Consider the following 25,823-nt stretch of genomic DNA (forward strand, 5'->3'; position numbering starts at 1 on the left):
ACCTTAGCGGGCAAAGGATTTTGAGGCGAGAGAATCGCGGCGACTCCAAGGCACCCATTCGCCCCTTTGAAAAAAAAGATTCGGCCGCCGCGAGCGCGCCCGCTGTAAAGAAAAGATTAAGTTCCCCAACCAATTGCAGCCCCCCGACCCCGTTCGATCCGGGGGGCGGAAGCCACCTCGCTCCGAAGCCGGCTGAAAGGGATATTGCAGCCCGTCGAGCGCGCCCTGTAAGGTCACTTCATCGCCGGGCGGACAGCAATGAACGCGGTGGCGGTTTCCATAGATTATCGGTGTTTTGGCTCGCGACCAGGGAGGTTGGAGAATGCGGCTCTTTGTCTTCTGTATTGAGATGAAGCGCGGCTCCAGCCAGCGGCGAGCCTTCCAAGCGTAATCGACAGAACCGGGATTTCCTGACCTGTCGGGCGGATGCGCCTGCCGGGCCGGGATCCTTTTTAACCGGACAACAGCGCCGGGAAGGCGGTTGCCTCTGCAATCGCCCCTCCGAAGGCGTGTTCAATTTTGAAGCAAATGGGGCCATTGATGTTCGAGCGGCAGCAAATCGGAGATACGGTCGAGGCAGCGTCGGTGGTGGTGACAATGGCGGTCGAGGAGACTGCTCCGGTCGGAGCAGAGGACGCGTCGCTCCAGGACGCCTGGGAGCGTGTGCGCCGGCGCCTGCGTGCCGAACTCGGCGAGGATGTCTTCTCGAGCTGGTTCGCCCGGCTCGAGATCGCCGGCATCGTCGGGGGCATCGCCTATCTCACCGTCCCGACCCGCTTCCTGAAAAGCTGGCTCGAGGCCCATTACGCCGAGCGGCTGCGGGTGAACTGCATCGCCGAGCTGCCGGCGCCGAAGGGCGTGCTGCTCTCAGTCCGCCAGGCTTCGCGCGACACCACGCCGGCGCCGCTGGCGGAAGCCGTGATGCGCAGCCGCCCCGCCTCTTCGACGACACCGGTCCCGGCCGAGGCGGCCAAGCCCGGCGCGGCGACCGCCCAGTCCGGCGAACCCGAGCTGGTCGATGTCTGCGGCACGACGCTCGACAGGCGGATGAGCTTCCAGAACTTCGTCGTCGGCAAGTCGAACCAGCTCTCCTTCGCCGCGGCCGAGCGCATCGCGGCGGCGCCGGCCGGACAGAGCCCTTACAACCCGCTCTATCTCCATGCCGGTGTCGGCCTGGGTAAGACGCATCTGCTGCAGGCCATCGCGCAGGAAGCCAGGCGGCTGGGCAAGCGCGTCGCCTATTTCACGGCGGACCGCTTCATGTACGGCTTCGTCGCGGCGCTGAAATCGCAAACGGCGCTGGCCTTCAAGGAGAAGCTGCGCGGCATCGACCTGCTCGTCGTCGACGACGTGCAGTTCATCCAGGGCAAGTCGATCCAGCAGGAGTTCGGCCACACGATCAACGCGCTGCTCGATGCGGGCAAGCAGATCGTCGTCGCCGGCGACCGCCTTGCCGGCGAGCTCGAGGCCCTCGACGAGCGCATCCGTTCGCGGCTGGGCGGCGGTCTGGTTGTCGAAGTGGGCGAACTCGACGAAGCCTTGCGCGCCAAGATCCTGGCGACCCGGCTGGAAGCGCTGCAGAGCGCCCATCCCAACTTCCAGGTCAGCCCGGATGTGGTGGCCTATGTCGCCCGCGTCGTCGCCACCAATGGCCGCGATCTCGACGGCGCCGCCAACCGGCTGCTCGCCCATGCGACGCTGTCCGGCCAGTTCGTGACGCTGGAGACAGCGGAGGCGGCCATCCGCGACCTCGTGCGGACGCGCGAGCCGCGCCGGGTCAAGATCGAGGACATCCAGAAGCTCGTCGCGACGCGCTACAATGTCAGCCGCGCCGATATCCTCTCCGAGCGCCGCACGGCCGCGGTCGTGAAGCCGCGCCAGATCGCGATGTATCTGTCGAAGGCGCTGACCCCGCGTTCGCTGCCCGAGATCGGCCGGCGCTTCGGCGGGCGCGATCACACCACGGTGCTGCATGCCGTGCGCAAGATCGAGAAAGCGATCAGCGAGGACCGCTCGCTGCATGAGGAGGTCGATCTCCTGAAGCGCATGCTGCAGGAGTGACGGAGCGGCCGCTCGCGCCTGTCCTGCCAAATGGTTGTGGTTGCCGGGATGCGCGGCCCTTGCGCGCCCGGCTGCTGTCCGGCAATGTCGCTGGCCATTCATTCGGGCTCAGGCCGTCATGCCTGGGCGGCTAGCGTCAGAAGACTAGACAATCATGAAGGTCACGGTCGAACGTTCCACGCTGCTCAAATCGCTCGGCCACGTGCATCGCGTGGTGGAGCGCCGCAACACCATCCCGATCCTGTCGAACCTGCTGCTCAGCGCCACTGATGGAGGCCTGCGCCTCAAGGCGACCGATCTCGACATCGAGGTGGTGGAGACGATTCCGGCCGATGTCACCGAGCCCGGCGCGACGACCGTGCCGGCGCACACCCTCTATGACATCGTCCGCAAGCTGTCGGACGGCGCGCAGGTCTCGCTGGAGACCACCGGCGACACCGGCCTCGTGCTGCGCTCGGGCCGCTCGCGCTTCCAGCTCCAGACCTTGCCGGAAAGCGATTTCCCGGACATCACCGCCGGCGAGATGGCGCATCGCTTCGTGCTGCCGGCCGGCGAGCTCAAGCGCCTGATCGACAAGACCCAGTTCGCGATCTCGACCGAGGAGACGCGCTACTATCTCAACGGCATCTATCTCCACACCATCGATGTCGATGGCCGCCCGGTGCTGCGCGCCGTCGCGACCGACGGGCACCGGCTCGCCCGGGTCGACACCGCCGCCCCGCAGGGCTCGGCCGGCATGCCCGGCGTGATCGTGCCGCGCAAGGCCGTGGCCGAGATCCAGAAGCTGCTGGAGGATGGCGAGAGCGAGGTCGCGGTCGAGCTTTCCGGCTCGAAGATCCGCATCGCCGCCGCCGATGTCGTGCTGACGTCCAAGCTGATCGACGGCACCTTCCCCGACTATCAGCGCGTCATCCCCTCCGGCAACGACAAGCGGTTGACGGTGGACAGGGGCGATTTCGCCGCTTCCGTCGACCGCGTCTCGACGATCTCCTCCGAGCGCGGCCGCGCTGTGAAGCTTTCCATGGCCGACGGGCGCATGACGCTCTCGGTCACCAATCCGGATTCCGGCTCGGCGACCGAGGAGATCGAGGTCGATTACGAGGCGAGCCCGCTCGATATCGGCTTCAACGCCCGCTACCTGATGGACATCGCCGCCCAGCTCGACGGCGACACGGCGCTGCTGAAGCTCGCCGACCCGGGTTCGCCGACCGTGATCCAGGACCGCGAAGGCGCCTCCGCGCTCTATGTGCTGATGCCGATGCGCGTGTGAAGGGCTTTCGGCCGTGACGGCCGTTACGCGCCTGATCCTGCAGGATTTCCGTTCCTACGAGGCCCTCGATCTCCCGGTCGAGGGTCAAATCGTTGCGCTGATCGGCGAGAACGGGGCCGGCAAGACCAACATTCTCGAAGCGCTCTCGCTCTTCGCGCCCGGCCGTGGCCTGCGCCGGGCCGAGCTGCCCGGCATGGCGCGCCAAGGCGGCGACGGCAGCTTCGCCGCGTCCATCACCTTGGCCGATGAGGCCGGCCGGCTTGGTATCGGGCTTGGACCACTCGATGCGGAAGGGCGCCGCCCGCGCATCGCCCGCATCGACGGCACGGCCGCCGGCTCGGCGCTGGCCTTCAGCGAATATCTGCGGCTGGTCTGGCTGACGCCCGATCTCGACGGGCTGTTCCGCGCCGCCGCCGGCGACCGGCGCCGTTTCCTCGACCGTCTCGTGCTGGCGATCGATCCCGGCCACGCGACCCGCTCGAACGCGCTGGAGCGGGCTCTGCGCTCGCGCAACCGCATCCTTGAAGAGAGCCCCAATCAGGGACAATGGCTCGACGCCGTCGAGCGCGAGGTCGCCGAGCTCGGCATCGCGGTCGCCGCCGCCCGGGCCGAGACGGTGGCGCGGCTGTCCGCCATCATCGCCGAGACGCGAGACGAGGCCTCGCCCTTCCCTTTCGCGGATATCGCGCTCTCCGGCGAGATCGACGCGCTGGTCGCGCGCCTGCCGGCCGTCGACGCGGAGGACGCCTATCGCGACCTGCTGCGTCAGGGCCGCCACCGCGACCGTGCCGCCGGGCGCACGCTCGCGGGGCCGCAAGCCTCCGATCTGGAGGTCCGGCACGGGCCGAAGGATATTCCAGCCGGCCAGGGTTCGACCGGCGAGCAGAAAGCGCTGCTGATCGGGCTCGTGCTCGCCCATGCCAGGCTGGTCGCCGCGATGAGCGGCATCGCGCCGCTGGTCCTGCTCGACGAGATTGCCGCCCATCTCGATCCGCGCCGCCGCGCGGCGCTCTACGAGGGGCTGACCGGGCTCGGCTGCCAGGTCTGGATGACCGGCGCGGATGCGGCGCTGTTCGGCGATTTGCCGGCCGGGGCACAGCGCTTTTCGGTGACGCCGGGGCGGATCGATCCGCTCGATTGATCGGTCAGGCCACGGCTTGCGATGGGACGCTTCGTCGCGTTCCTGCTAATCTCGCGGGCAGTCTCGGAGGCTTTCCATGGACATCTCCAGCCTTGCCCTGTTCGCCGGCGTCTATTTCCTCGCCGTCGCCTCGCCTGGCCCCGCCATCGCGGCGCTGGTGGCGCGCTCGCTGTCATCGGGCTTCCGGCGCTCCTTGCCCTTCCTCGCCGGCATCGTCGCGGGCGATCTCGTCTGGTTCACGCTGACCGCGCTGGGCTTGAGCGTGCTGATGCAGAGCTTCCACGGCATCTTCGTCGCGATCAAATATGCCGGCTGCGCCTATCTGCTCTACCTCGCCTACAAGGCCTGGACGGCCCCCGCCGAAGCACCGAAGCCCTCCGCTGCCGCCCGCGGCGAGGGTGCGCGCCTGTTCCTCGGCGGCATTGCGCTGACGCTCGGCAATCCCAAGGTCATGGTCTTCTTCCTGTCGATCCTGCCGCTGGTGATCGATCTCAACGCGATGAGCACGCTCGCCTTCGTCGAGGTCGCGGCACTGATCGCCCCGATCATCACGGGCACGCTGATGGCCTATGCCTATGCGGCCGACCGGGCCCGGCGCCTCGTCGCCAGCCCGCGCGCGATGCGCTGGATCAACCGGACGACCGGCGGCGTGATGGCCGGCGCCGCCGCCGCGATCGCGACGCGGAGCTGAGCAGCCTTGGCTCTGGCGGCCGGCCTCATCGATCTCGGCTTCGCGCTGTTTCATGCCGCGTTCCGGCGTCTGTTCGGCTGGCCGGAGCGTTTGACGCCATCCGGCGGCCTGAACACGGCGATCACGCAGACGCTCAACGCGATGCTGATCTTCGTCTTCCTCGCCTATGGCGCGACCTTGATCTGGCTGGCCGGGCAAGGCCACGTCCACCCCGTGCTGCCGCTCGTGGGCGCCGCCTTCTGGGGCCTGCGGCTGACGCTGCAATTCATCTGGTTCGACCTCAAGCCCTGGCCGTCCAAGCTGATCACGGCGGTTTTTGCTCTGGCGATCGCGATCCACCTGCTGGCCGTCAAAGTCTGAGAGCCATCCAAGCTTCACGCCGTCATTCCGGACGAAGCCCTCGGGTCCGATCTTCGATCGGCCCAAGGCTAAACTCCGCGGAGATCCGGGATCCATCGTAAAGCGCGGCGCCTTTCGATGGATCCCGGGTCAAGCCTGGGATGACGGTGGTGGCTCCGAAGGATACCGACACAGGCTTTCGGCTCGAAAGACTGGCCAAGCGCGCCCGGCTGCGGCACATCCCTTGTCCATGTCGCCATCCCGCGAATCAGACGCCCGCGCGATCCTCAAATCCGTCTGGGGCTACGACGATTTCCGCCCCGGCCAGTGGGAGGTGATCGCCGCCGCCCTTGCCGGCGAGGATGTCTTCGCGGTGATGCCGACCGGCTCCGGCAAGTCGATGTGCTACCAGCTCCCGGCGCTAGTCGGGGGTGGGCTGACGCTGGTCGTCTCGCCCTTGATCGCCCTGATGCGCGATCAGGTCGGCCAGCTCGTGCGAGCCGGCGTATCGGCCGCCTCGCTCAACTCAATGAACAGCGAGAGCGAGGCCAGCGAGGCCTGGGACAAGCTCAATTCCGGCGATCTCCGGCTGCTCTTCGTCTCGCCCGAACGCTTGGCCGGCGAGGGACTGGTCACCCGCCTGAAGCGGCTCGGTGTGACCCGGCTCGCCATCGATGAGGCGCATTGCGTCTCGCAATGGGGCCATGATTTCCGCCCCGAATACCGCCTGCTCGCCAAGACGCGCGAGGCGCTGGGCGGCGTGCCGGTGACGGCGCTGACCGCCACCGCCGACCGGCAGACCCAGGCCGATATCGCCCAGCAGCTCTTCCCGCAGCCGCCGCGCATGGTGGTGCATTCCTTCGACCGGCCGAATTTGAAGCTCGCCTTCGCGCCGAAGGAGCAGCCACGCCGGCAGATCGACGATTTCCTGCGCCGGCACCGCAACGGCTCCGGCATCGTCTACTGCTCCTCGCGCAGCAAGACCGAGCGCCTCGCCACGGCGCTCAGCGAAAAGGGCTGGAATGCCCTGCCCTACCATGCTGGGCTCGAACAGGAGACGCGCAACCGTAACCAGGACATCTTCCTGCAGGAGGACGGCATCGTCGTCTGCGCCACCATCGCCTTCGGCATGGGCATCAACAAGCCGGATGTGCGCTTCGTGGTCCATGCCGATATGCCGGGCTCGATCGAGGGCTATTAYCAGGAGATCGGCCGCGCCGGSCGCGACGGCCTGCCGGCSGATACGCTGACGTTCTATGGCGTCGACGACATGTCTCTGAGGCGCCGCCAGATCGACGAGAAGCAGATCGACGACGAGCGCCGGCGCATCGAGCACAAGCGCCTCAACGCGATGATCGACCTCTGCGAGAACGCCTTGTGTCGGCGCAGCGCACTGCTCGCCTATTTCGGCGAGGAGACACCGCCCTGCCGGCATGGCCAAGCGCCGTTCCGCTGCGATCTCTGTAGTGCGGAGGCGCCCGCGTTGCAGGATGCGACGCTCGATGCGCGCAAGCTGCTCTCGGCCGTGATCCGTTCCGGCGAGCGCTTCGGCGCCGGCCATCTCGCCGATATCCTGACGGGCACGACGACCGAGGTCATCCGCCGGCAGAACCATGACGGGCTTAAGACCTTCGGCGTCGGCGCCGACAAGCCCAAGGCCGCCTGGATGGGGCTGACGCGCAAGCTCTTCGCCGCCGGGGCGCTGGCCGAGGCCAGCGCCGAGCATGGCGGCTTCAAGCTGACGCCGAAGGGCGAGGACATCCTGTTCGGCCGAGAGGAGATCGCGCTCCGGGCCGACCCGTTCGCCGAGCGACGCTCCCGCCGCTCGGAGCGCGACGCGGCCCGCGCCGACGGGCTCGACGAGGGCACGGCCGGCCTGTTCGAGCATCTGCGTAAGCTCAGGCTGCAGATCGCCCGCGAGGAGGGCGTGGCGGCCTATATCATCTTCACCGACCGGACCCTGATCGCGATGGCGCGCGAGCGGCCGCTGGGCCTGGACGAGATGCGGGCGATCGAGGGCGTCGGCGAGCGCAAGCTCGCGCAATATGGCGAGGCCTTCGTCGAGGCGATTTCGGAGTTTCGAGGCTAAGGCTCACCCTGTCCGTCGTCATTCCGGGCGCAGCGAAGCGGAGACCCGGAATCCATCGTCGAACGCCGGAGCCCTCCGATGGATTCCGGATCGGCGCCGCTTCGCGGCTTGTCCGGAATGACGAGGCAGGGGAACCAAACCGCCCCTCTACGCACACGCACGCGTAGGCGCGTGAAAAAGCCATCGTCTGCCCCTATATTGTCGTTTCGAATCAGGATCATCGCGGGCGCTCGCTCGCCCGCTCAGGGACCATTTCATGACCGATGCCGCGCTCAGCGCCCAGCCCGACGACTACGGCGCCGATTCCATCAAGGTTCTCAAGGGCYTGGATGCSGTKCGCAAGCGGCCYGGCATGTAYATCGGCGACACCGATGACGGCTCGGGCCTGCATCACATGGTCTACGAGGTCGTCGACAACGCCATCGACGAGGCGCTGGCGGGTCATGCCAACCTCGTCACGGTGACGCTGAATGCCGACGGCTCGGTCACGGTCAGCGACAATGGGCGCGGCATCCCGACCGATATCCACAGCGAGGAAGGCATTTCGGCCGCCGAGGTCATCATGACCCAGCTCCATGCCGGCGGTAAGTTCGACCAGAACTCCTACAAGGTCTCGGGCGGCCTGCACGGCGTCGGCGTCTCCGTCGTCAACGCGCTCTCGGTTTCGCTCAAGCTGCGCATCTGGCGCGGCGGGCACGAGCACTACATGGAGTTCCGCCATGGCGACGCAGTGGCGCCGCTTGCGGTCGTCGGCCCGCAGGGCGACAAGCGCGGCACCGAGGTGACCTTCCTGCCGTCGCAAGAGACCTTCACCATGGTGGAGTTCGACTACAAGACGCTGGAACACCGCCTGCGCGAGCTCGCCTTCCTGAACTCGGGCGTGCGCATCGTCCTGACCGATGCGCGCCATGCCGAGATCGTGCGCGAGGAGCTGATGTACGATGGCGGCGTCGAGGCCTTCGTACGCTATCTCGACCGCGCCAAGTCGTCGGTGATCGACAAGCCGATCATGCTGACCTCGGAGAAGGATGGCATCACCGTCGACGTCGCGCTGTGGTGGAACGACAGCTACCACGAGAACGTGCTCTGCTTCACCAACAACATCCCGCAGCGCGACGGCGGCACCCATCTTGCCGGCTTTCGCGCCGCGCTGACGCGCCAGATCACCGGCTATGCCGAAAGCTCCGGCATCTCCAAGAAGGAGAAGGTCTCGCTCACCGGCGACGATTGCCGCGAGGGCCTGACCGCGATCGTCTCGGTCAAGGTTCCCGACCCGAAATTCTCCTCGCAGACCAAGGACAAGCTGGTCTCCTCGGAAGTCCGCCCGGTCGTCGAGAATGTGGTCAATCAGGCTCTCTCGGAGTGGCTCGAAGAGCATCCAGGCGAGGCCAAGACCATCGTCGGCAAGGTGGCGGAAGCCGCTGCCGCCCGCGAGGCCGCCCGCAAGGCGCGCGACCTCACCCGCCGCAAGGGCGCGCTCGATATCGCCTCGCTCCCGGGCAAGCTGGCTGATTGCCAGGAGAGGGATCCCGCCAAATCCGAACTCTTCATCGTCGAGGGTGACTCGGCCGGCGGCTCCGCCAAGCAGGGCCGCGCCCGCGAATACCAGGCCGTGCTGCCGCTGCGCGGCAAGATCCTGAACGTCGAGCGCGCGCGCTTCGACAAGATGCTCTCGTCGGATCAGGTCGGCACGCTGATCACGGCGCTGGGCGCCGGCATCGGCCGCGCCGATGCCGAGCAGGGCGGCTTCAACCTTGCGAAGCTGCGCTACCACAAGATCATCATCATGACCGACGCCGACGTCGACGGCGCCCATATCCGTACGCTGCTCTTGACCTTCTTCTACCGGCAGATGCCGGAACTGATCGATGCCGGCCATCTCTTCATCGCCCAGCCGCCGCTCTACAAGGCGGCGCGCGGCAAGAGCCATGTCTATCTCAAGGACGAGCGGGCGCTGGAGGAGTACCTGATCGATTCGACGCTGGACGGCGCGACCTTCCGCACCAGCGAGGGCGTGGAACGGGCCGGCGCCGATCTCAGGGTGCTGATCGAGGAAGCCCGCAACGTCCGCAACGCGCTGGGCCAGCTCCATTCCCGCTATGAYCGGCGCATCGTCGAGCAGATGGCGATCGCKGGCGYGCTRCATCCGGTGAGCGAGGAGAACGAGGCCCAGGCGAACGAGGCGGCAGCCTCTGTCGCGCGCCGCCTCGATGCGATCTCGGACGAGCTGGAGCGCGGCTGGGAAGGCAAGGTGAGCGAAGGCGGCTTCGTGTTCTCGCGCATGATCCGCGGCGTGAAGCAGGCGGCGACCATTGACGCAGGCCTCCTCGCCAGTGCGGAAGCCCGCAAGCTCGATGCCGCGGCGGGTTCCCTGCAGGAAGCCTATGCCAAGCCGGCGATGCTCACCCGCAAGGGCGATTCCTTCCCGATCAACGGCCCCACCGACCTGTTCGATGCGGTCTCGACCATCGGCAAGAAGGGCGTCGCGCTGCAGCGCTACAAAGGACTGGGCGAGATGAACCCCGACCAGCTCTGGGAGACGACGCTCGATCGCGACGTGCGCACGCTGCTGCGCGTCAAGAACGACCAGAACGACGAGGCCGACGACCTCTTCGTCAAGCTGATGGGCGACGTCGTCGAGCCGCGGCGCGAATTCATCCAGACCAACGCGCTGAACGCCACCGTCGACATCTGATCCCGCTGCAACGACCTGCGTCACCGGAGCGCTTTCGGCGCTCCGGCTTCGGCGTTATGGTCCGGTCATGGCCCAGACGGAGCAACAACCCGGTGTCGAGAGCGGCCCGCCCGGCCGGGCTGGCATCCTGCTGCTCGCCGGCGGGGCTCTCGCTTTTGTTCTGACCGGCCTGCTGCTGTGGTGGCGCGAGGGCAGCCGGCTGTTCACCGACGGTCTGATCGCCGCCATCGTCGCCTGCTTCTAGCGGTCTCCAGCTTCTCTTCGGGACATCACCGTGAATCGCCGCCTCATCCTGCCCCTCGTCGTCTTCCTCGCCGGCGCGCTCGCGCTCGCCGCAGCGGCGATCCTCACCTTCTCCCCCGGCAGCCGGACGACGGGGAGCGGGACGGCCAGCGTCGGCGGCCCCTTCACCCTGACCACGCAGGACGGCAAGCCGCTCTCCGATACGGATCTGCGCGGCTCGCCCTTCCTGGTCTTCTTCGGCTTCACCCATTGCCCTGATGTCTGCCCGACCAAGCTCTTCGAGATCTCCGAAGCGCTGCGCGCCGCCGGCGAAAGCGACAAGGCCAAGAACCTGAAGGCGCTGTTCGTGACCGTCGATCCCGAGCGCGACACGCCGGAGGTGATGAAGAGCTATCTCAGCTCCTTCGATCCGCGCATCATCGGCCTGACCGGTGATCGCGCAGCAATCGACGCGACGATCAAGGCTTATCGCGCTTATGCGAAGRAGACGCCGCTCAAGGATGGCGACTACACGATGGACCATACCGCGCTGGTCTATCTGATGGGCAAGGATGGCAGCTTCGTCGGCGCCTTCAATATCGAACAGGCACCGGCGCAGGCGGCGGCGGAGTGGCTTCGCCAGAGCTGACGGCCTCGGCCGGCGGCGTCCGCCGGCGCGCCAGCCCGTGCTCCGTCTTGTTCCAGGCGAAGCGCCGGGCGAAGTATTCGTAAAAGGCCATCCAGGCCGCGACCGAGACCAGCCCGTAATAGAGCGGCAGCAACGGCAGCAGCCATAACAGGCTCGGGTCGCGCCGGCGCAGCGCGCCGATGGCCGGTGGCAGGAACAGCGAGAGCGTGCCGAAGAGCCAGATCGACAGCGCGAAGGCCGATGTCACGGTGGTCAGCGCGCTCGCCGGGTCGAAGAGCGAGCCCTCCCAATAGGCGATGAGCGTCGCGACCGCGAAAACGGGATAGCCGAGCGCCGTCACGATCGTGCCCAGCGCCAGCGAGGCGAAGGCGAAGGTCGCAGCGAAGCCGGCCTCGCGCAGCAGTTTCAACGGCGCGCGCGAATGCGTCACCGCCGTCTGCATGTAGCCCTTGATCCAGCGTGAACGCTGGCTGAGCCAGGCCTTGACCGTGACCGGGGCCTCCTCGCGCGTATCCGACGGCAGATCGCCGATACGATAGCCGGCCCTGGCCAGCCGAACCGCGAGATCGGCATCCTCGGTGACGTTCCAGGCGTCCCAGCCGCCCAGCGCCCGAAGCACATCAGTCCGGAAATGATTGGAGGTGCCGCCCAGCATGATCGGCAACCGGGCGCGCAGCAGCCCGGGATTGAGCACCTCGAAAAGCCCTGCATATTCCAACGCGAACAAGGCCGGCAGCAGGCCCTCCTCGGCATGGTCGATCACCAGCCGCGCCTGGAGGCAGGCGAGATCGTCGGAAGCGCGATGGAAGCGCGCTGCCGCCAGCCGCAATTGCTGGGGATCGGGAATGTCCTCGGCGTCGAAGATGGTGAAGAGGCTCCCGCGCGCCTCGAGCAATGCGAGGTTCAGCGCCCGCGGCTTCGTCCGGGGCTGGCCGGGCGGCACGATCGTGACGGTGACATGCGCCGGCAGGGACATCGGCGCGAGCGCCGCCCGCATGCCGGCATCTTCAGCTTCGACCAGCAGGCGAATGTCCAGCTTGGCCGGTGGGTAGTCCAGCTCCGACAGCGCCCGGAGCATCTGCCGCAGCACCGCCTCCTCCCGGTACATCGGCACGGCGACGGTGTAGACCGGCAAACGGCTGTCATCGAGGCGCCAGCGCTGGGTGCGCCAGAGATCGGGGGAGGTGCGCTCGATCGAGGCCGCAAGCCTGAGCAGGATGAGCCCCAGAAACAGCGGCCCGAGCAGCAGGGCAAGCGCGAAGAAGCTCTCCAGGGGCGCGAAGATGCCCCCGAGCGTTGCCGTCGCGAGGCCGATGCCGGTCGCGGCGACCTGGCCGCGGCTGGCGCCGGTGCGGGCGCTGTCACGCGCAAGGCCCGGCTCGTCGAGCCCGGCAGCAGATCGGGCCAGCCCTTCGCCATTGGCCTCCCGCAGGCGGTCCGCGAAGCGACGGGGCGTGGTGACCGCGACATCGTCGCGGTGGCGCGCCCCGGCCGAGATCATATGGCGCAGGGCGGCGCCTTCGGGCGCGAGCAGGAAGCGCAAGCGCGGGTTCACCGGCCCCGCCAAAGGAGCGATGCCGCCGCGCAGGATCGCCTCATGCCGGCCACCGGACAGGAGATCGAAGGCGTCGGTATGGAAAGGCAGGCCGAGCTCGGCAGCGAGCGCCCGGTAATAGCTCTCCTGATCGATCAACCCGAGCGCGAAAACCTCGCGCACCGCGTCGGTGCCGTAGCGCCGCGCGCGACGCGCGGCAAGGGCAAGGCCGGCCGGCGCGACGCCGTGGCGGGGGAGAAAAGCGATCTCGACGGGCAAATCGGCGAAGCCGCGCCCCTGCGGATCGACAACATCGCCCCGACCGTCGCCCCCCACGGTCCAATCCCGTCCGACGCCACGCCAGCCGGGCGCCCAGCACGCCCGGCAAACCTATGGTTGCGGTTTCAGGCGCGCGAGTCGAGTCGCGAAGTCGTACGACTTTCGGAGTTTCCGGGCCGACGGGCGTGCCGTCAGCGCCCCGCCAGGATCTCCGCGACCTGCGGGATGTCCTTGTCGCCGCGGCCGGAGAGGCTGACCACCATCAGATGGTCCTTCGGCTTCTGCGGGGCGAGTTCAGCGACGCGCGCCAGCGCATGCGCGCTTTCGAGCGCGGGAATGATGCCTTCCAGCCGCGAGAGAAGCTGGAAGGCTTCCAGTGCCTCTTCGTCGGTGGCCGAGAGGTATTTCACCCGGCCGACATCGTGCAGCCAGGAATGCTCCGGGCCGATGCCGGGATAGTCGAGMCCGGCCGAGATCGARTGCGCRTCCTTGATCTGCCCGTCRTCRTCCATCAGCAGRWAGGTGCGGTTGCCRTGCAGCACGCCGGGRCGYCCGCCSGTSAGCGAGGCGGCATGCAGSCCGCTCGGGATGCCGTGCCCGGCCGCCTCGACGCCGTAGATCTCGACGCTGGAATCGTCGAGGAAGGGGTGGAACAGCCCCATCGCGTTCGAGCCGCCGCCGATGCAGGCGATCAGCGAATCCGGCAGGCGGCCTTCGGCTTCCTGCATCTGCTCGCGGGTCTCCTTGCCGATGATCGACTGGAAATCGCGCACCATCGCCGGATAGGGATGGGGCCCGGCAACCGTGCCGATGCAGTAGAAGGTCGTCGCGACATTGGTCACCCAGTCGCGCAGCGCCTCGTTCATGGCGTCCTTCAGCGTCTTCGTGCCGGATTCGACCGGCACGACGGTGGCGCCGAGCATCTGCATGCGGAAGACGTTCGGCGCCTGACGGGCGACGTCGACCGCGCCCATATAGACGATGCATTCGAGCCCGTAGCGGGCGCAGAGCGTCGCGGTCGCGACGCCGTGCTGGCCGGCGCCGGTCTCGGCGATGATGCGCTTCTTGCCCATGCGCCGCGCCAGCAGGATCTGGCCGAGCACGTTGTTCACCTTGTGGGAGCCGGTATGGTTCAGCTCCTCGCGCTTCAGATAGATCTTGGCGCCATCGAAATGCTCGCTCAGGCGCTCGGCGAAATAGAGCGGCGAGGGCCGGCCGACATAGTGCTTCAGCCCATAGGCCATCTCGGCGTGATAGGCCGGGTCGGCCTTGGCGGCGTTGTAGGCTTCCTCCAGCTCGAGGATCAGCGGCATCAGCGTCTCGGCGACGAAGCGGCCGCCGAACATCCCGAAGCGGCCGTTCTCGTCCGGGCCGTTGCGGTAGCTGTTCGGGCTGGAGGGGGCGTTCATGCCGTCAAACCTTCCTGCATTGCCGCCGCGGCCTTGCGGGCCGATGCGATGAATTCCGCGATCCGGGCCGGATCCTTGACGCCCGGCGCGCGCTCGACGCCGCTCGATACGTCAACGCCGGCCGGCCGGGTCACCCGGATCGCCTCCGCGACATTCGCCGGATCGAGCCCGCCCGATAGCATGAAGCGCAGCGCAGGGTCGAGGCCGGTCAGCAATGTCCAGTCGAAGGCGCGGCCATGCCCGCCGGGGAAGGCGGCGTCCTTCGGCGGCTTGGCATCGAGCAGGATGCGATCGACCACGGCCGCATAGCGCGGGACGCGATCCAGATCGGCCGCCGTCGCAACGCCGAGCGCCTTCATCACCGGCCTGCCGCTCGCCGAGGCGATGGCCGCGGCGAGCTCCGGCGATTCCGAGCCATGCAATTGCAGCCGGTCCGGCTTCAGCAATTCCACCAGATCGGCCGCGCGCTTTTCGTCCCAATCGACGATCAGCGCGACGATTTCCGCCTTGCCGCGCGCCTGTGCGGCGAGTTCCGCAGCGCGTTCCGGCGTGACGAAGCGCGGGCTCTTCGGATGGAAGACGAAGCCGATCATGTCGGCGCCGCCGCTGAGCGCCGCGTCCAGCGTCTCGGGAGTCGAGAGGCCGCAGATCTTGATCGTTAAGGTTGCGTTTACCATCGTTCCGTCTTAGCGCCGGTTTGAAAGCCTTCACGCCGAGGGCTTCGATTGCCGGACGGGCATCTAGCATAGTCGCATCATCTGCGCAGTGGGCCGATTCCATGCCACACTTGCGACATGGTGGCGAAGGAAGCGATGCTGTGACGGGGTGAAGACGAGGGGCGTAGCCGGTTTCGCGATGCGGTGGAGCGTATTGACCATTGCGGCGGCCCTGCTCGCCATCCTCGGCGTCACCGCCGCAGCCCTCTATATCTATAACCAGCCGCGCACGCTGCGCCTCGCAGTGGGGCCGCTCGGCTCGGAGGATGCGCGCATGGCCGCCGCCTTCGTGCAGGGGCTCAACCGGGACAAGGCCGATGTCCGCATCCGCCTCCTCCTGACCGAGGGGGCCGAGGACAGCGCGAAGCGGATCGATGCCGGCGAAGCCGACCTCGCCTTGCTTCGGGCCGATATCGCCATGCCCTCGACGGCCGACACCGTGCTCATCACCCGCCGGACCTTTCCTTTCATCATCACGACGAAGGAGACCGCGATCGGCCGCATCGCCGATCTGCGCGGCCGCAGGATCGGTGTCGGACGCAATCCGGCCGGCAATATCGTGCTGCTGAAGCGGGTGCTGGCGCAGTATGAGGTGAGGCCGGAAGAGGTCGAGATCGTCGGGCTGACGCAGGACGAGATCGTCACCGCGGCGAAGGACAGGCGCATCGACGCCTTCTTCTCGATCAATGCGGTCGGCTCCCACACCAACAATGACGGTTTGCGCCGGCTGCGCGAGGCCTGGGGCGAGGACCCGGTGCTCGTCGGCAACCTGACCAAGGACATCCTCGCGCTCAGGCTCACGCTGGCGAGCGAGCTGCCCGCGATCCAGGCGCTGGAGACGCCCTCGACCGACAAGGATGCGCCGCTGCCGGTCCATACCGGCGCCGCCGCCTATATCGATGGCGAGCAGGAGAGCTTCTTCGACCGCTATGGCGACTGGTTCTATATCGGCGCGATGGCGCTGTCGGCGCTCGGCACCGGCGCGGCCACGATCCTCGGCCGCGAGGGCGCCACCCGCCGCCGCCGCGCCATGGCCGGCCTCGACACGCTGCTGGAGCTGCTCGGCACCATCCGCTCCTGCGAGGACGAGGCGGAACTGGCCCGGCTCGGCCGCGAGGCGGACATGGTCCTGACCCGCGTGCTCGCCGATTATGCCAAGGGCGATCTCGATGCCGCCGCGCTCGCGGCCTACCGCCTCGCCATCGATCAGGTCGGCCGGGCCGTCGCCGAGCGGCAGCGGGCGCTGGCCGAAGGTTGAGCCCGTTCACCTTTCGGCACCGGCTGCGGTTGCCGAAACGGCCGCCAACGTTTATGTGCAGCGCAACGAATTCCAGATTCACGTGAAACGGGCTGCGCCGGCAGGGCTTTGAACCTGACCGGCTCGTGGCCTTGAAAGCAAGGCCCTATCCGCATGTCCATGCGCAACATCGCCATCATCGCGCACGTCGACCACGGCAAGACCACGCTCGTCGACAAACTGCTGCAGCAGTCCGGCACCTACCGCGACAACCAGCGCGTCATCGAGCGCGTGATGGATTCCAACGACCTCGAGAAGGAGCGCGGCATCACCATCCTGGCCAAGGCGACCTCGGTCGTCTGGAAGGACACGCGCATCAACATCGTCGACACCCCCGGCCACGCCGATTTCGGCGGCGAGGTCGAGCGCATCCTGAACATGGTCGATTCGGCCATCGTGCTGGTCGACGCGGCCGAGGGCCCGATGCCGCAGACCAAATTCGTGGTCTCCAAGGCGCTGAAGCTCGGCCTCAAGCCCATCGTGGCGATCAACAAGGTCGACAAGCCCGACGCCCGCACCACCGAGGTCATCAATGAGGTCTTCGATCTCTTCGCCGCGCTCGACGCGACCGACGAGCAGCTCGACTTCCCGATCCTCTACGGTTCGGGCAAGCAGGGCTGGATGGCGCATGATCCGGCCGGCCCGCAGGACCAGGGCCTGGCCCCGATGTATGACCTGATCCTCTCGCATGTGCCCGAGCCGCGCGTCGAGGAAGGCCCGTTCCGGATGATCGGCACGCTGCTGGAGGCCAACCCCTATCTCGGCCGCATCATCACCGGCCGCGTGGTCTCCGGCACGGCCAAGCCGAACCAGCAGATCAAGGTGCTCTCGGGCGACGGCTCCACCGTCGAGACCGGCCGCATCACCAAGATCCTCGCCTTCCGCGGCCTCGAGCGCACGCCGATCGAGGAAGCGATTCCGGGCGACATCGTCTCGATCGCGGGCCTGGTGAAGGGCTCGGTCGCCGACACCTTCTGCGACCCCTCCGTCACCGAGCCGATCGAAGCCCAGCCGATCGACCCGCCGACGGTGTCGATGACCTTCATGGTCAACGACTCGCCGCTCGCCGGCACCGAGGGCGACAAGGTCACCACCCGCGTCATCCGCGACCGCCTGCTCAAGGAGGCCGAGGGCAATGTCGCGCTGAAGATCGAGGAAGCCTCCGACAAGGACAGCTACATCGTCTCCGGCCGCGGTGAACTCCAGCTCGCGATCCTAATCGAGACGATGCGCCGCGAGGGCTTCGAGCTCGGCGTTTCGCGCCCCCGCGTCGTGCTCAAGCGCGACGAGAGCGGCCAGCTCCTGGAGCCGATCGAGGAGGTCATCATCGACGTCGACGAGGAGCATTCCGGCGTCGTCGTGCAGAAGATGTCGGAGCGCAAGGCCGACATGCTGGAGATGCGTCCCTCCGGCGGCAATCGCCTGCGCCTGATGTTCCATGCCCCGACGCGCGGCCTGATCGGCTATCAGGGCGAGCTCCTGACCGACACGCGTGGCACGGCGATCATGAACCGCCTGTTCCATGACTACCTGCCCTACAAGGGCGAGATCGGCGGCCGCCGCAACGGCGTGCTGATCGCGATGGAGACCGGCGAGGCCGTCGCCTACGCGCTGTGGAACCTCGAAGATCGCGGCCCGATGATGATCGAGCCCGGCTGGAAGGTCTATCAGGGCATGATCGTCGGCGAGCATACCCGCGAGAACGACCTCGAGGTGAACGTGCTCAAGGGCAAGAAGCTCACCAACATCCGCACGACGTCGAAGGACGAGGCCGTGCGCCTGACGCCGCCGATCCGCATGACGCTGGAGCGCTCGCTGGCCTGGATCGACGACGACGAGCTCGTCGAGGTCACGCCGAAGTCGATCCGCCTGCGCAAGGCCATCCTCGACCCCAACGAGCGCAAGCGCTCGCAGAAGATGAAGGCCGAAGTGGCCTGATCGGCAATGCCCGGGTCCTGACCCGGGCATTTTTTTGATCTGAAGCCGGGTCTGCGCTCAGCGCAGCCCGAAGATGACGCACCGGGCGATTGCCCTCGCGCACGCGCTCTGGTCCTCTGCCTGCCTCCAGATCATCGCGCGTCCGACCGGACGCGGTCACGGTGATCTATCACGGTGTTATCGCATCGGATTTTTCCGAAAAGTGGAGCCCGCTTTTCGGTCCGATGCGAAAGGGGAAGGACCATCGCCATGCAGTTCCGCAATCTCGGCCGCTCGGGCCTGCGCGTCTCGCTCGTCGGCCTCGGCTGCAACAATTTCGGCGGCCGCATCGATCTTGAGGCGACGCGCAAGGTCGTCGACGCCGCGATCGAGCACGGCATCACGCTGTTCGACACCGCCGACATCTATGGCGAGAAGGGCGGTTCGGAGACCGCTCTCGGCCAGGTGCTGGGCGCGCGCCGCAAGGACATCGTGCTCGCTTCCAAATTCGGCATGAAGATGTTCCATGGCGGCGAGGGCGGCTCTCGCCGCTACATCATGACCGCCGTCGAAGAGTCGCTGCAGCGGCTGAAGACCGACTGGATCGATCTCTACCAGTTCCACAAGCCCGACCCGCTGACGCCGATCGACGAGACGCTGCGCGCGCTGGAAGACCTCGTGACCCAGGGCAAGGTCCGCTATGTCGGCTGCTCCAACATGGTCGCCTGGCAGGTCGCCGATGCGCAATGGACGGCGCGCGATCTCGGCCTCACCGGCTTCGCCTCGGCGCAGGACGAATACAGCCTGCTGAAGCGCGGCGCCGAGAAGGATCTGATCCCGGCCATCGCCCATTACGGCATGGGTCTGCTGCCCTATTTCCCGCTCGCCAATGGCGCGCTCACCGGCAAGTACAAGCGCGGCGCGGCGATGCCGGAAGGCGCGCGGCTGACCAAGCTGCCGGAGCGCGCCGGCCAGATCTTCAGCGAGGAGAACTGGCTGAAGATCGAGGGGTTGACCGCCTTCGCCGAGCAGCGCGGCCACAGCCTCGTCGAGCTCGCCTTCTCCTGGCTGGCGGCGCAACCGGTCGTCTCCAGCGTCATCGCCGGCGCGACCAAGCCGGAACAGATCGCGGCCAATGTGAAGGCGGCCGACTGGGCCCTGACGGCGGGAGAGCTGGCGGAGATCGATGAGATCGTGAAGTAGGCAGGAACCGTCCCCTCTCCCCTTGCGAGAGAGGGTGAGGGTGAGGGATCTCGCGACGCTGATCGCTAGCGATCCAAGCCGGTGCGCGCCCTCATCCGTCTCAGCTTCGCCGCGCCGCCTTCTCCCGCAGGGGAGAAGACGGCGCCATTCCTGACAGCTTCGTGCATCCCGTCGCGCCATCGCCATGGACCGCCCGCGCGCGCCCGCTTATGGTCCGCGCCATGAGCGATAAAGCCACGACCGCCCCCGCCCTGAAGCCCGGCGACCACCTCTTCCTGGTCGACGGCTCGAACTTCATTTTCCGGGCCTATTTCCAGTCGATCAACCAGGACCGGAAATACAATGCCCGTTCTGACGGCTTGCCGTCCGGAGCGGTCCGGCTCTTCGCCACCAAGCTGTTTCAGTTCGTGCGCGAGGGCGTGCTCGGCGTCAGGCCGACCCATCTCGCCATCGTCTTCGACAAGTCGGAGAACTCGTTCCGCAAGGCGATCTACCCGGCCTACAAGGGCAACCGCTCGGAGCCGCCGGCCGATCTCATTCCCCAGTTCCCGCTGATGCGCGAGGCGGTGCGCGCCTTCGGACTGATCCCGGTCGAGCAGGATGTCTACGAGGCCGACGACCTGATCGCGACCTATGCGAAGCAGGCGCGCGAGGCCGGCGCCGATGTGCTGATCGTCTCCGCCGACAAGGACCTGATGCAGCTGGTGCGGCCGGGTGTCGCCATGTACGACCCCGCCTCGGGCGACCAGAAGAAGGGCGCAGGCTTCCGCGCCGAGCGTCGCATCGGTGAGCCGGAGGTGGTCGAGTATTTCGGCGTCACGCCCGACAAGGTCACCGATGTGCAGGCGCTCGCGGGCGATGCCACCGACAACGTGCCGGGCGCGCCCGGCATCGGCATCAAGACCGCGGCCCAGCTTATCGGCGAATATGGCGATCTCGAAACCCTGCTGGCGCGCGCCGGCGAGATCAAGCAGCCGAAGCGCCGGGAGACGCTGACCAATCCGGAGGTCGTCGAGAAGGTCCGGATCTCGCACAAGCTCGTCACGCTCGTGGACGATGTGAAGGTCGAGACGCCGCTGGAGACCCTGACGCTCGATCAGCCGGACCCGGCCAAGCTCATCGCCTTCCTCAAGGCGATGGAGTTCACCACCATCACCAAGCGCGTCGCCGAGGCCTATGAGGCCGATGTCGGCGCCGTCGATGCCGATCCCGCGCTGGCTCCCGGCGGTTCGCGCGCCGCCGAGCTCAAGGCGCTCTACGCCGGCGCCGATGTCATCGAGGACGCGGTTTCCGACGTGACGCCGGCCGCCCCGTCAGCCTCGGCCATTTTGCCCGAAGCGACCGGCGGCGAAGCCGGCTGGATGAAGCCCGCCGATCTCGCCGCATCCCGCAAGAACGAGGCGATCGCGGGCAAGATCGACCGCTCCACATATGAATGCGTGCGCACGCTCGCCGATCTCGAACGCTGGATCGGCTGGGCCTATGAGGCCGGCCATGTCGCCCTCGATACCGAGACCAATTCGCTCGATGCGATGCAGGCCGATCTCGTCGGCATCTCGCTCGCGGTCGCGCCCGGCCGCGCCTGCTACATCCCGCTGCAGCATCGCGCCGGCGATGGCGGGCTCTTCGACGAAGGTCTGCTGCCCGAGCAGATTCCGTTGGCGCAGGCCGTCGCGGCGCTGAAGCCCCTGCTGGCCGACAAAAGCGTGCTCAAGATCGGCCAGAACCTCAAATACGACCTGCTGGTTCTGGAACGCCACGGCCTCACCGTGTCTGCGATCGAGGACACGATGCTGATCTCCTATGCGCTCGATGCCGGCAGCAACAGCCACGGCATGGACCGGCTCTCCGAGCTCCATCTCGGCCATGAGACGATTCCGTATGCGCAGGTCGCCGGCAGCGGCAAGTCGCAGATCACCTTCGACAAGGTGCCGCTCGACAAGGCGACCGACTACGCCGCCGAGGATGCCGACGTCACGCTCAGGCTCTGGCTCGCGCTGAAGCCACGGCTTGCCGCCGAGAAGAAGACCGCCGTCTACGAGGTTCTGGAACGGCCGATGGTCGCCGTGCTCGCCGCGATGGAGACGCGCGGCATCGCCATCGACCGGCAGATCCTCTCCCGCCTCTCCGGCGATTTCGCGCAGGGGCTGGCGCGGCTGGAGGACGAGATCTACGAGCTCGCCGGCGAGAAGTTCACCATCGGCAGCCCGAAGCAGCTCGGCGACATCCTGTTCGGCAAGATGGGGCTGGCAGGAGCCAAGAAGACCGCGACCGGCCAATGGGCGACGGGCGCCGGCGTGCTCGAAGACCTCGCGGAGCAGGGCCATCCGCTGCCCTCCAAGATTCTGGAATGGCGTCAGCTTGCCAAGCTGAAATCGACCTATACGGACTCGCTACCCGCCTATGTGAACCCGCAGACCAACCGGGTCCACACCTCCTATGCGCTGGCGGCAACGACGACGGGCCGGCTCTCCTCCTCCGAGCCCAATCTSCAGAACATCCCGATCCGCACCGARGCSGGKCGCAAGATCMGSACGGCCTTCATYCCGGARAAGGGCYWCAARCTGRTCTCGGCCGAYTACAGCCAGATCGARCTGCGYCTTCTCGCCCATATCGCSGASATCCCGCAACTTCGGCAGGCTTTCGCGGATGGCATCGACATCCATGCGATGACGGCCTCCGAGATGTTCGGCGTTCCCGTCCAGGGCATGCCGAGCGAGGTGCGCCGGCGCGCCAAGGCGATCAATTTCGGCATCATCTACGGCATCTCGGCCTTCGGGCTGGCCAACCAGCTCGGCATCGGCCGCGAGGAGGCCAGCGCCTATATCCGCAAGTATTTCGAGCGCTTCCCCGGCATCCGCGACTATATGGACCAGACCAAGACCCATGTGCGCGCCCATGGCCAGGTCACGACGATCTTCGGTCGCGTCTGCCATTTCCCGGCGGTGGCCTCGAAGAACCCGTCCGAGCGCGCCTTCGTCGAGCGCCAGGCGATCAACGCCCCGATCCAAGGCTCGGCCGCCGACATCATCCGCCGGGCGATGATCCGCATGGACGCAGCGCTCGCCGCCCAGCGGCTCAATGCCCGCATGCTGTTGCAGGTCCATGACGAGCTCGTCTTCGAGGTTCCCGACGAGGAGGTCGAGAAGACGCTGCCGGTGATCGAGAGGGTGATGATCGAGGCGCCGCATCCGGCCGTGCAGCTCAGGGTGCCGCTCGCCGTCGAGGCCCGCGCCGCCGGCAACTGGGACGAGGCCCACTGAAGCCTCGCCCCGTCGCCGGCTGCGGAACAGAAGCAGGTCCGCCCGCGTTGGCGCCATGAGAGAGACCCGCATCAGGCGGGTCTCTTGCGGCCAACGTCCAGTCCGGACACCATTGGTCTTCACGGCATCGAGCGACAGGAAACCAGCGTCATGGCAAGAACGACATCTCCGAAACGTTCGGCGGCCGCGGCCGTCAAGGACGCCAAGGCCGGGATCGAAGCCGGCACCGAGGATGTCGCGCAGAAAGTGCGCCGCGCCGGTGCCCGTGCCAAGCGTCAGGCGAGCGCGCTCGAGGAGACCCTGACCCGCAGCGCCGAGGATATCGCCGCAACCGTCAGCGACCGGCTGCGCTCCGTCGGCGTCGATACCGACCGGATGGTCGACGTCGCCAAGGAACAGGCGACCGAATTGCAGAAGCTGGTCGAGGACGAGATTCGCGAGCGGCCCCTGCGGGCGCTGGGGCTGGCGGCCGCCGTCGGCCTCTTCGTCGGCTACCTTTCGGCGCGATAGCCGATGTTCGGGGGGCTCGGTTCCTTCATCGCTTCGGAAGTCTCCGGAACGGTGAAACGCAACGCCACGGTCTTCGGCCTGTTCGCCTTCGCGGCCCTGCTGCTGCTCTGCGCCGGAGGCTATGCGCTCAATGCGCTGCACATCGTTCTGACGGAGCGCTATGGCGCGGTCGCAGCAAGCCTGTGGATCGCGGGCGGCCTCGCGATCTCGGCGCTGATCGCCTTCGGCATCGCGCTCTTCGTCAGGAACCGCCCGCGCCCGCAGCGCCCGATCGCCGCCACCGCGGCCTTCGCCGCCGCTCCGCTGGCCGCCAAGATGCTGACCTCGCGGACCGGATGGCGCATCGCGGCCCTGGCTGGAATCGCGGTGCTGGGCACCGTCCTCGGCCGGCAGCTTTTTTCGGGCGGTGACGGCGAGGACACGGATGAGGCCTGAAGCGCCTCACCCGGCGCGGGTGGACGGAGGCTGTCTTTTTACATAGGGATACGGGTATGCGTCCTGTAACAGGACAGGCATGTCTGATCTCGTGAGGCCCCGGAACCGCTTGCCGCTCCCCGCCTTTCCCCTGCTTGGCGCGCGGCTGCGCTCAGCAACGATCACGATCGGCGCGATCGGCGTCGTCGCCATCGCGATCGTTCTGGCGGCCTGGATCAATCTGCAGGCGCGCCACGCCGCGGACCAGGTTTCGCACGCGATCGAGATCCGGGAACGGGCGGAACGCTTCCTCGGCCGGCTCCGCGATGCCGAGACCGGCCAGCGCGGCTATCTGCTGACCGGTCAGGCCGCCTATCTCGAACCCTTCACCGAAGGCAGTGCGACGGCCGGTCCGGAGCTCGACGTGCTCGAGGCGCTGGTCGATGCCGACCCTGCCCAGAAGCAGCGCGTGGCCAGCCTGCGCGAGACCATGCGGCTCAAGCTCACCGAGCTGAACAGGACGATCGAACTCACGCGCAACGGGCGCCGCGAGGAGGCCGTCGCCATGATGCGCGACGGGCCCGGCATCGCCACGATGGACAAGCTGCGCGACGCGGTCCAGGAAATCCAGCAGACGGAGAACATCCGCCTGCGCTCGCTCTACCGCAGCGAGGAACGGCGACGCCTTTGGGGAAGCACCGGCATCGTCGTCGCCCTTGCCGGGCTGGCCTTCGCCGCCTGGCAACTCCTGCGCAGGCGCCAGCGTCGCAGCACGGAGCTGGCGGTCAGCAATGCCGAGCTCGAGCAGATGGTCAACGATCGGACCCGTGAGCTCGAAGGCGAGCGCCTGCGCATCGAGGCGCTKCTGCGTGACGTCAATCACCGCGTCGGCAACAACCTCGCCATGGTCTCCGCATTGCTGAACGTGCAAAGCCGGCAGACGCGCGAGCCTGCGGTCAAGGCGGCGCTGGGGCAGGCGCAGTCCCGCATCCAGGCGATCGCCGCCGGGCAAAGGCGGCTGCGCTTGGACATCGAGACCGACGCCATCGAGGCGCGTCCTTACATGGAGGACCTGCTCGCCGAGATCGGCAAATCGGCCGAGGGACGGCCGATCACCATCGAKCTCGAYATGGATTCGATYCGGCTGCCYGGSCGCGAYGCGGTSTCCTWYGTSGTSATCGTCAAYGAGCTCGTCACCAATGCGATCAAGCACGCCTTTCCGGACAACATGGCCGGGCGGATCGCGATCCGCCTCGAACGTGCCGAGCAGGACGGCGAGCCCGCCCTGTTGCTGTCGATCGAGGATGACGGCATCGGCATGCCTGCGGAGAACCACAGCAAGGGACTCGGCCAGACCGTGATCGCGAGCCTGCTGCGCAGCATGCGGGCGACGATGACGACGTTGCCGCTTCACCCCGGCGCCGACCGCCCGGGAACTCGTGTCGCCGTGATTTTCCCGAAGCGCGACGGCGCCTGATCTCTGGGGGCAGGCGGATCAGGCGATGCTTTCGGGAACGATGCCCCCGATCGCCGCCATGACGAAAGCCACAACCTCGCGCGTCGAGAAGGGCTTGCGCAGGAAGCGGGCCTGCCGCAGCGGCTTGGGCACCTCCTGCGGCGCCGAGCCGGACACGAAGGCGAAGGGAATGCCTGTCTTGCGCAGCGTGTCCGCGACTTCGAAGGTCTTGCCGTCGACGACGTCGATGTCGAGCAGGGCGCAGGAGAGCTGCCCGGCTGCAGCCCGCCGGGCCTGAGCCACGGATTCGACGACGATGAGCTCGGCCGCCTCGCCGAGCTGCTCCGCCACCGCCATTTCGATGTCCATGGCGATGAACGGGTCGTCTTCGACAATCAGAACGCGAACAGCAGCCATTCGAACGGCTTTCTCACTCACTTCAACCTGTTACCCCCAACGTAACAGGGGTCACGATGTTCCTGCCTCCAACGCGCCGCGGCCAGGATTACATCCGGTTTGACTCAATTCTGCCGGATCACGGTTAGCAAAGGGTAAGCGCCCCCTCCCACGCGATCAGCGCCGGCGCCCGGTACCGGAGCTCGCGAGCGTCAACTCGAATTGCGTGACGCCACCGGCGGCATTGAAGCCGCGCGTCGTCTGAATCGCAC

At 67.3% G+C, this 25,823-nt stretch carries 20 protein-coding genes; 16 read left to right on the top strand and 4 right to left on the bottom strand.

The features are described from left to right. The first annotated feature begins 597 nt into the window (after positions 1-597). The 9 genes from dnaA to AB4Y99_RS14530 all read left to right on the top strand — a co-directional run bounded on the left by dnaA (position 598) and on the right by AB4Y99_RS14530 (position 11,157). Positions 598-2,061, top strand: coding sequence for a chromosomal replication initiator protein DnaA (dnaA, locus tag AB4Y99_RS14490; RefSeq protein WP_051988271.1), 1,464 nt, complete (start codon positions 598-600; stop codon positions 2,059-2,061). Between the two features lie 154 nt (positions 2,062-2,215). Further along, a complete protein-coding gene (gene dnaN, locus AB4Y99_RS14495; protein WP_112762424.1) occupies positions 2,216-3,331 on the top strand; it encodes a DNA polymerase III subunit beta in 1,116 nt (371 codons plus the stop codon). A 13-nt stretch (positions 3,332-3,344) separates the two neighbouring features. Next, positions 3,345-4,472: a DNA replication/repair protein RecF gene (gene recF / locus AB4Y99_RS14500; RefSeq protein ID WP_441523804.1), complete on the top strand. Its 1,128-nt coding sequence runs from the start codon at positions 3,345-3,347 to the stop codon at positions 4,470-4,472. Positions 4,473-4,548: 76 nt separating this feature from the next. After that, on the top strand, positions 4,549-5,163 hold the full coding sequence (locus AB4Y99_RS14505; RefSeq protein ID WP_441523805.1) for a LysE family translocator: 615 nt from the start codon (positions 4,549-4,551) through the stop codon (positions 5,161-5,163). Between the two features lie 6 nt (positions 5,164-5,169). Next, entirely contained in the window at positions 5,170-5,523 is a 354-nt protein-coding gene (locus AB4Y99_RS14510) for a hypothetical protein (protein ID WP_441523806.1), read from the top strand. 229 nt (positions 5,524-5,752) lie between these two features. Further along, positions 5,753-7,591: a DNA helicase RecQ gene (gene recQ, locus AB4Y99_RS14515; RefSeq protein ID WP_441523807.1), complete on the top strand. Its 1,839-nt coding sequence runs from the start codon at positions 5,753-5,755 to the stop codon at positions 7,589-7,591. A 256-nt stretch (positions 7,592-7,847) separates the two neighbouring features. Next, positions 7,848-10,286 (top strand): DNA topoisomerase (ATP-hydrolyzing) subunit B, encoded by a 2,439-nt coding sequence (gyrB, locus tag AB4Y99_RS14520; protein WP_441523808.1) that lies wholly within the window; start codon positions 7,848-7,850, stop codon positions 10,284-10,286. Positions 10,287-10,353: 67 nt separating this feature from the next. Then, positions 10,354-10,530 (top strand): hypothetical protein, encoded by a 177-nt coding sequence (locus AB4Y99_RS14525; RefSeq protein ID WP_441523809.1) that lies wholly within the window; start codon positions 10,354-10,356, stop codon positions 10,528-10,530. 30 nt (positions 10,531-10,560) lie between these two features. Next, the gene (locus tag AB4Y99_RS14530) at positions 10,561-11,157 is read left to right on the top strand and encodes an SCO family protein (protein WP_441523810.1); all 597 of its coding nucleotides are present in this window, start codon (positions 10,561-10,563) and stop codon (positions 11,155-11,157) included. Here the strand turns inward: AB4Y99_RS14530 and AB4Y99_RS14535 are convergent. The 3 genes from AB4Y99_RS14535 to AB4Y99_RS14545 form a co-directional block, all read right to left on the bottom strand. Next, complete coding sequence (locus AB4Y99_RS14535; protein ID WP_142023397.1) at positions 11,102-13,027, bottom strand: glycosyltransferase; 1,926 nt, start codon at positions 13,025-13,027, stop codon at positions 11,102-11,104. The two genes, AB4Y99_RS14530 and AB4Y99_RS14535, sit on opposite strands and share 56 nt — an antisense overlap. A 134-nt stretch (positions 13,028-13,161) precedes the next feature. Continuing rightward, positions 13,162-14,379 (bottom strand): tryptophan synthase subunit beta, encoded by a 1,218-nt coding sequence (gene trpB / locus AB4Y99_RS14540; RefSeq protein WP_441523811.1) that lies wholly within the window; start codon positions 14,377-14,379, stop codon positions 13,162-13,164. Then, positions 14,376-15,056 carry a phosphoribosylanthranilate isomerase gene (locus AB4Y99_RS14545; protein ID WP_142023398.1) on the bottom strand — a complete coding sequence of 227 codons (681 nt, stop codon included), beginning with the start codon at positions 15,054-15,056 and terminating at the stop codon, positions 14,376-14,378. Before AB4Y99_RS14545 ends, trpB begins: the two co-directional genes overlap by 4 nt. 193 nt (positions 15,057-15,249) lie before the next feature. Between AB4Y99_RS14545 and AB4Y99_RS14550 the strand changes: the two genes are divergently transcribed. The 7 genes from AB4Y99_RS14550 to AB4Y99_RS14580 all read left to right on the top strand — a co-directional run bounded on the left by AB4Y99_RS14550 (position 15,250) and on the right by AB4Y99_RS14580 (position 25,176). Beyond that, complete coding sequence (locus AB4Y99_RS14550) at positions 15,250-16,353, top strand: TAXI family TRAP transporter solute-binding subunit (protein WP_441523812.1); 1,104 nt, start codon at positions 15,250-15,252, stop codon at positions 16,351-16,353. Positions 16,354-16,506: 153 nt separating this feature from the next. Further along, complete coding sequence (typA, locus tag AB4Y99_RS14555) at positions 16,507-18,330, top strand: translational GTPase TypA (RefSeq protein WP_038365017.1); 1,824 nt, start codon at positions 16,507-16,509, stop codon at positions 18,328-18,330. Positions 18,331-18,579: 249 nt separating this feature from the next. Further along, positions 18,580-19,512: an aldo/keto reductase gene (locus tag AB4Y99_RS14560; protein ID WP_441523813.1), complete on the top strand. Its 933-nt coding sequence runs from the start codon at positions 18,580-18,582 to the stop codon at positions 19,510-19,512. Positions 19,513-19,733: 221 nt separating this feature from the next. Continuing rightward, positions 19,734-22,775 carry a DNA polymerase I gene (polA, locus tag AB4Y99_RS14565; protein ID WP_441523814.1) on the top strand — a complete coding sequence of 1,014 codons (3,042 nt, stop codon included), beginning with the start codon at positions 19,734-19,736 and terminating at the stop codon, positions 22,773-22,775. Positions 22,776-22,925: 150 nt separating this feature from the next. After that, a complete protein-coding gene (locus tag AB4Y99_RS14570) occupies positions 22,926-23,285 on the top strand; it encodes a glycine zipper domain-containing protein (protein ID WP_441523815.1) in 360 nt (119 codons plus the stop codon). Positions 23,286-23,288: 3 nt separating this feature from the next. Next, positions 23,289-23,720 carry a hypothetical protein gene (locus AB4Y99_RS14575; protein ID WP_038365022.1) on the top strand — a complete coding sequence of 144 codons (432 nt, stop codon included), beginning with the start codon at positions 23,289-23,291 and terminating at the stop codon, positions 23,718-23,720. A gap of 79 nt (positions 23,721-23,799) precedes the next feature. After that, positions 23,800-25,176: a sensor histidine kinase gene (locus tag AB4Y99_RS14580; protein ID WP_441523816.1), complete on the top strand. Its 1,377-nt coding sequence runs from the start codon at positions 23,800-23,802 to the stop codon at positions 25,174-25,176. An 18-nt stretch (positions 25,177-25,194) separates the two neighbouring features. Here the strand turns inward: AB4Y99_RS14580 and AB4Y99_RS14585 are convergent, their stop codons facing one another. Further along, on the bottom strand, positions 25,195-25,572 hold the full coding sequence (locus AB4Y99_RS14585) for a response regulator (RefSeq protein WP_112762414.1): 378 nt from the start codon (positions 25,570-25,572) through the stop codon (positions 25,195-25,197). Positions 25,573-25,823: the final 251 nt, after the last annotated feature.

The organism is Allobosea sp. TAB14, assembly GCF_052113865.1.
In the GTDB taxonomy this organism is placed as follows: Bacteria; Pseudomonadota; Alphaproteobacteria; order Rhizobiales; family Beijerinckiaceae; genus Allobosea; species Allobosea spartocytisi.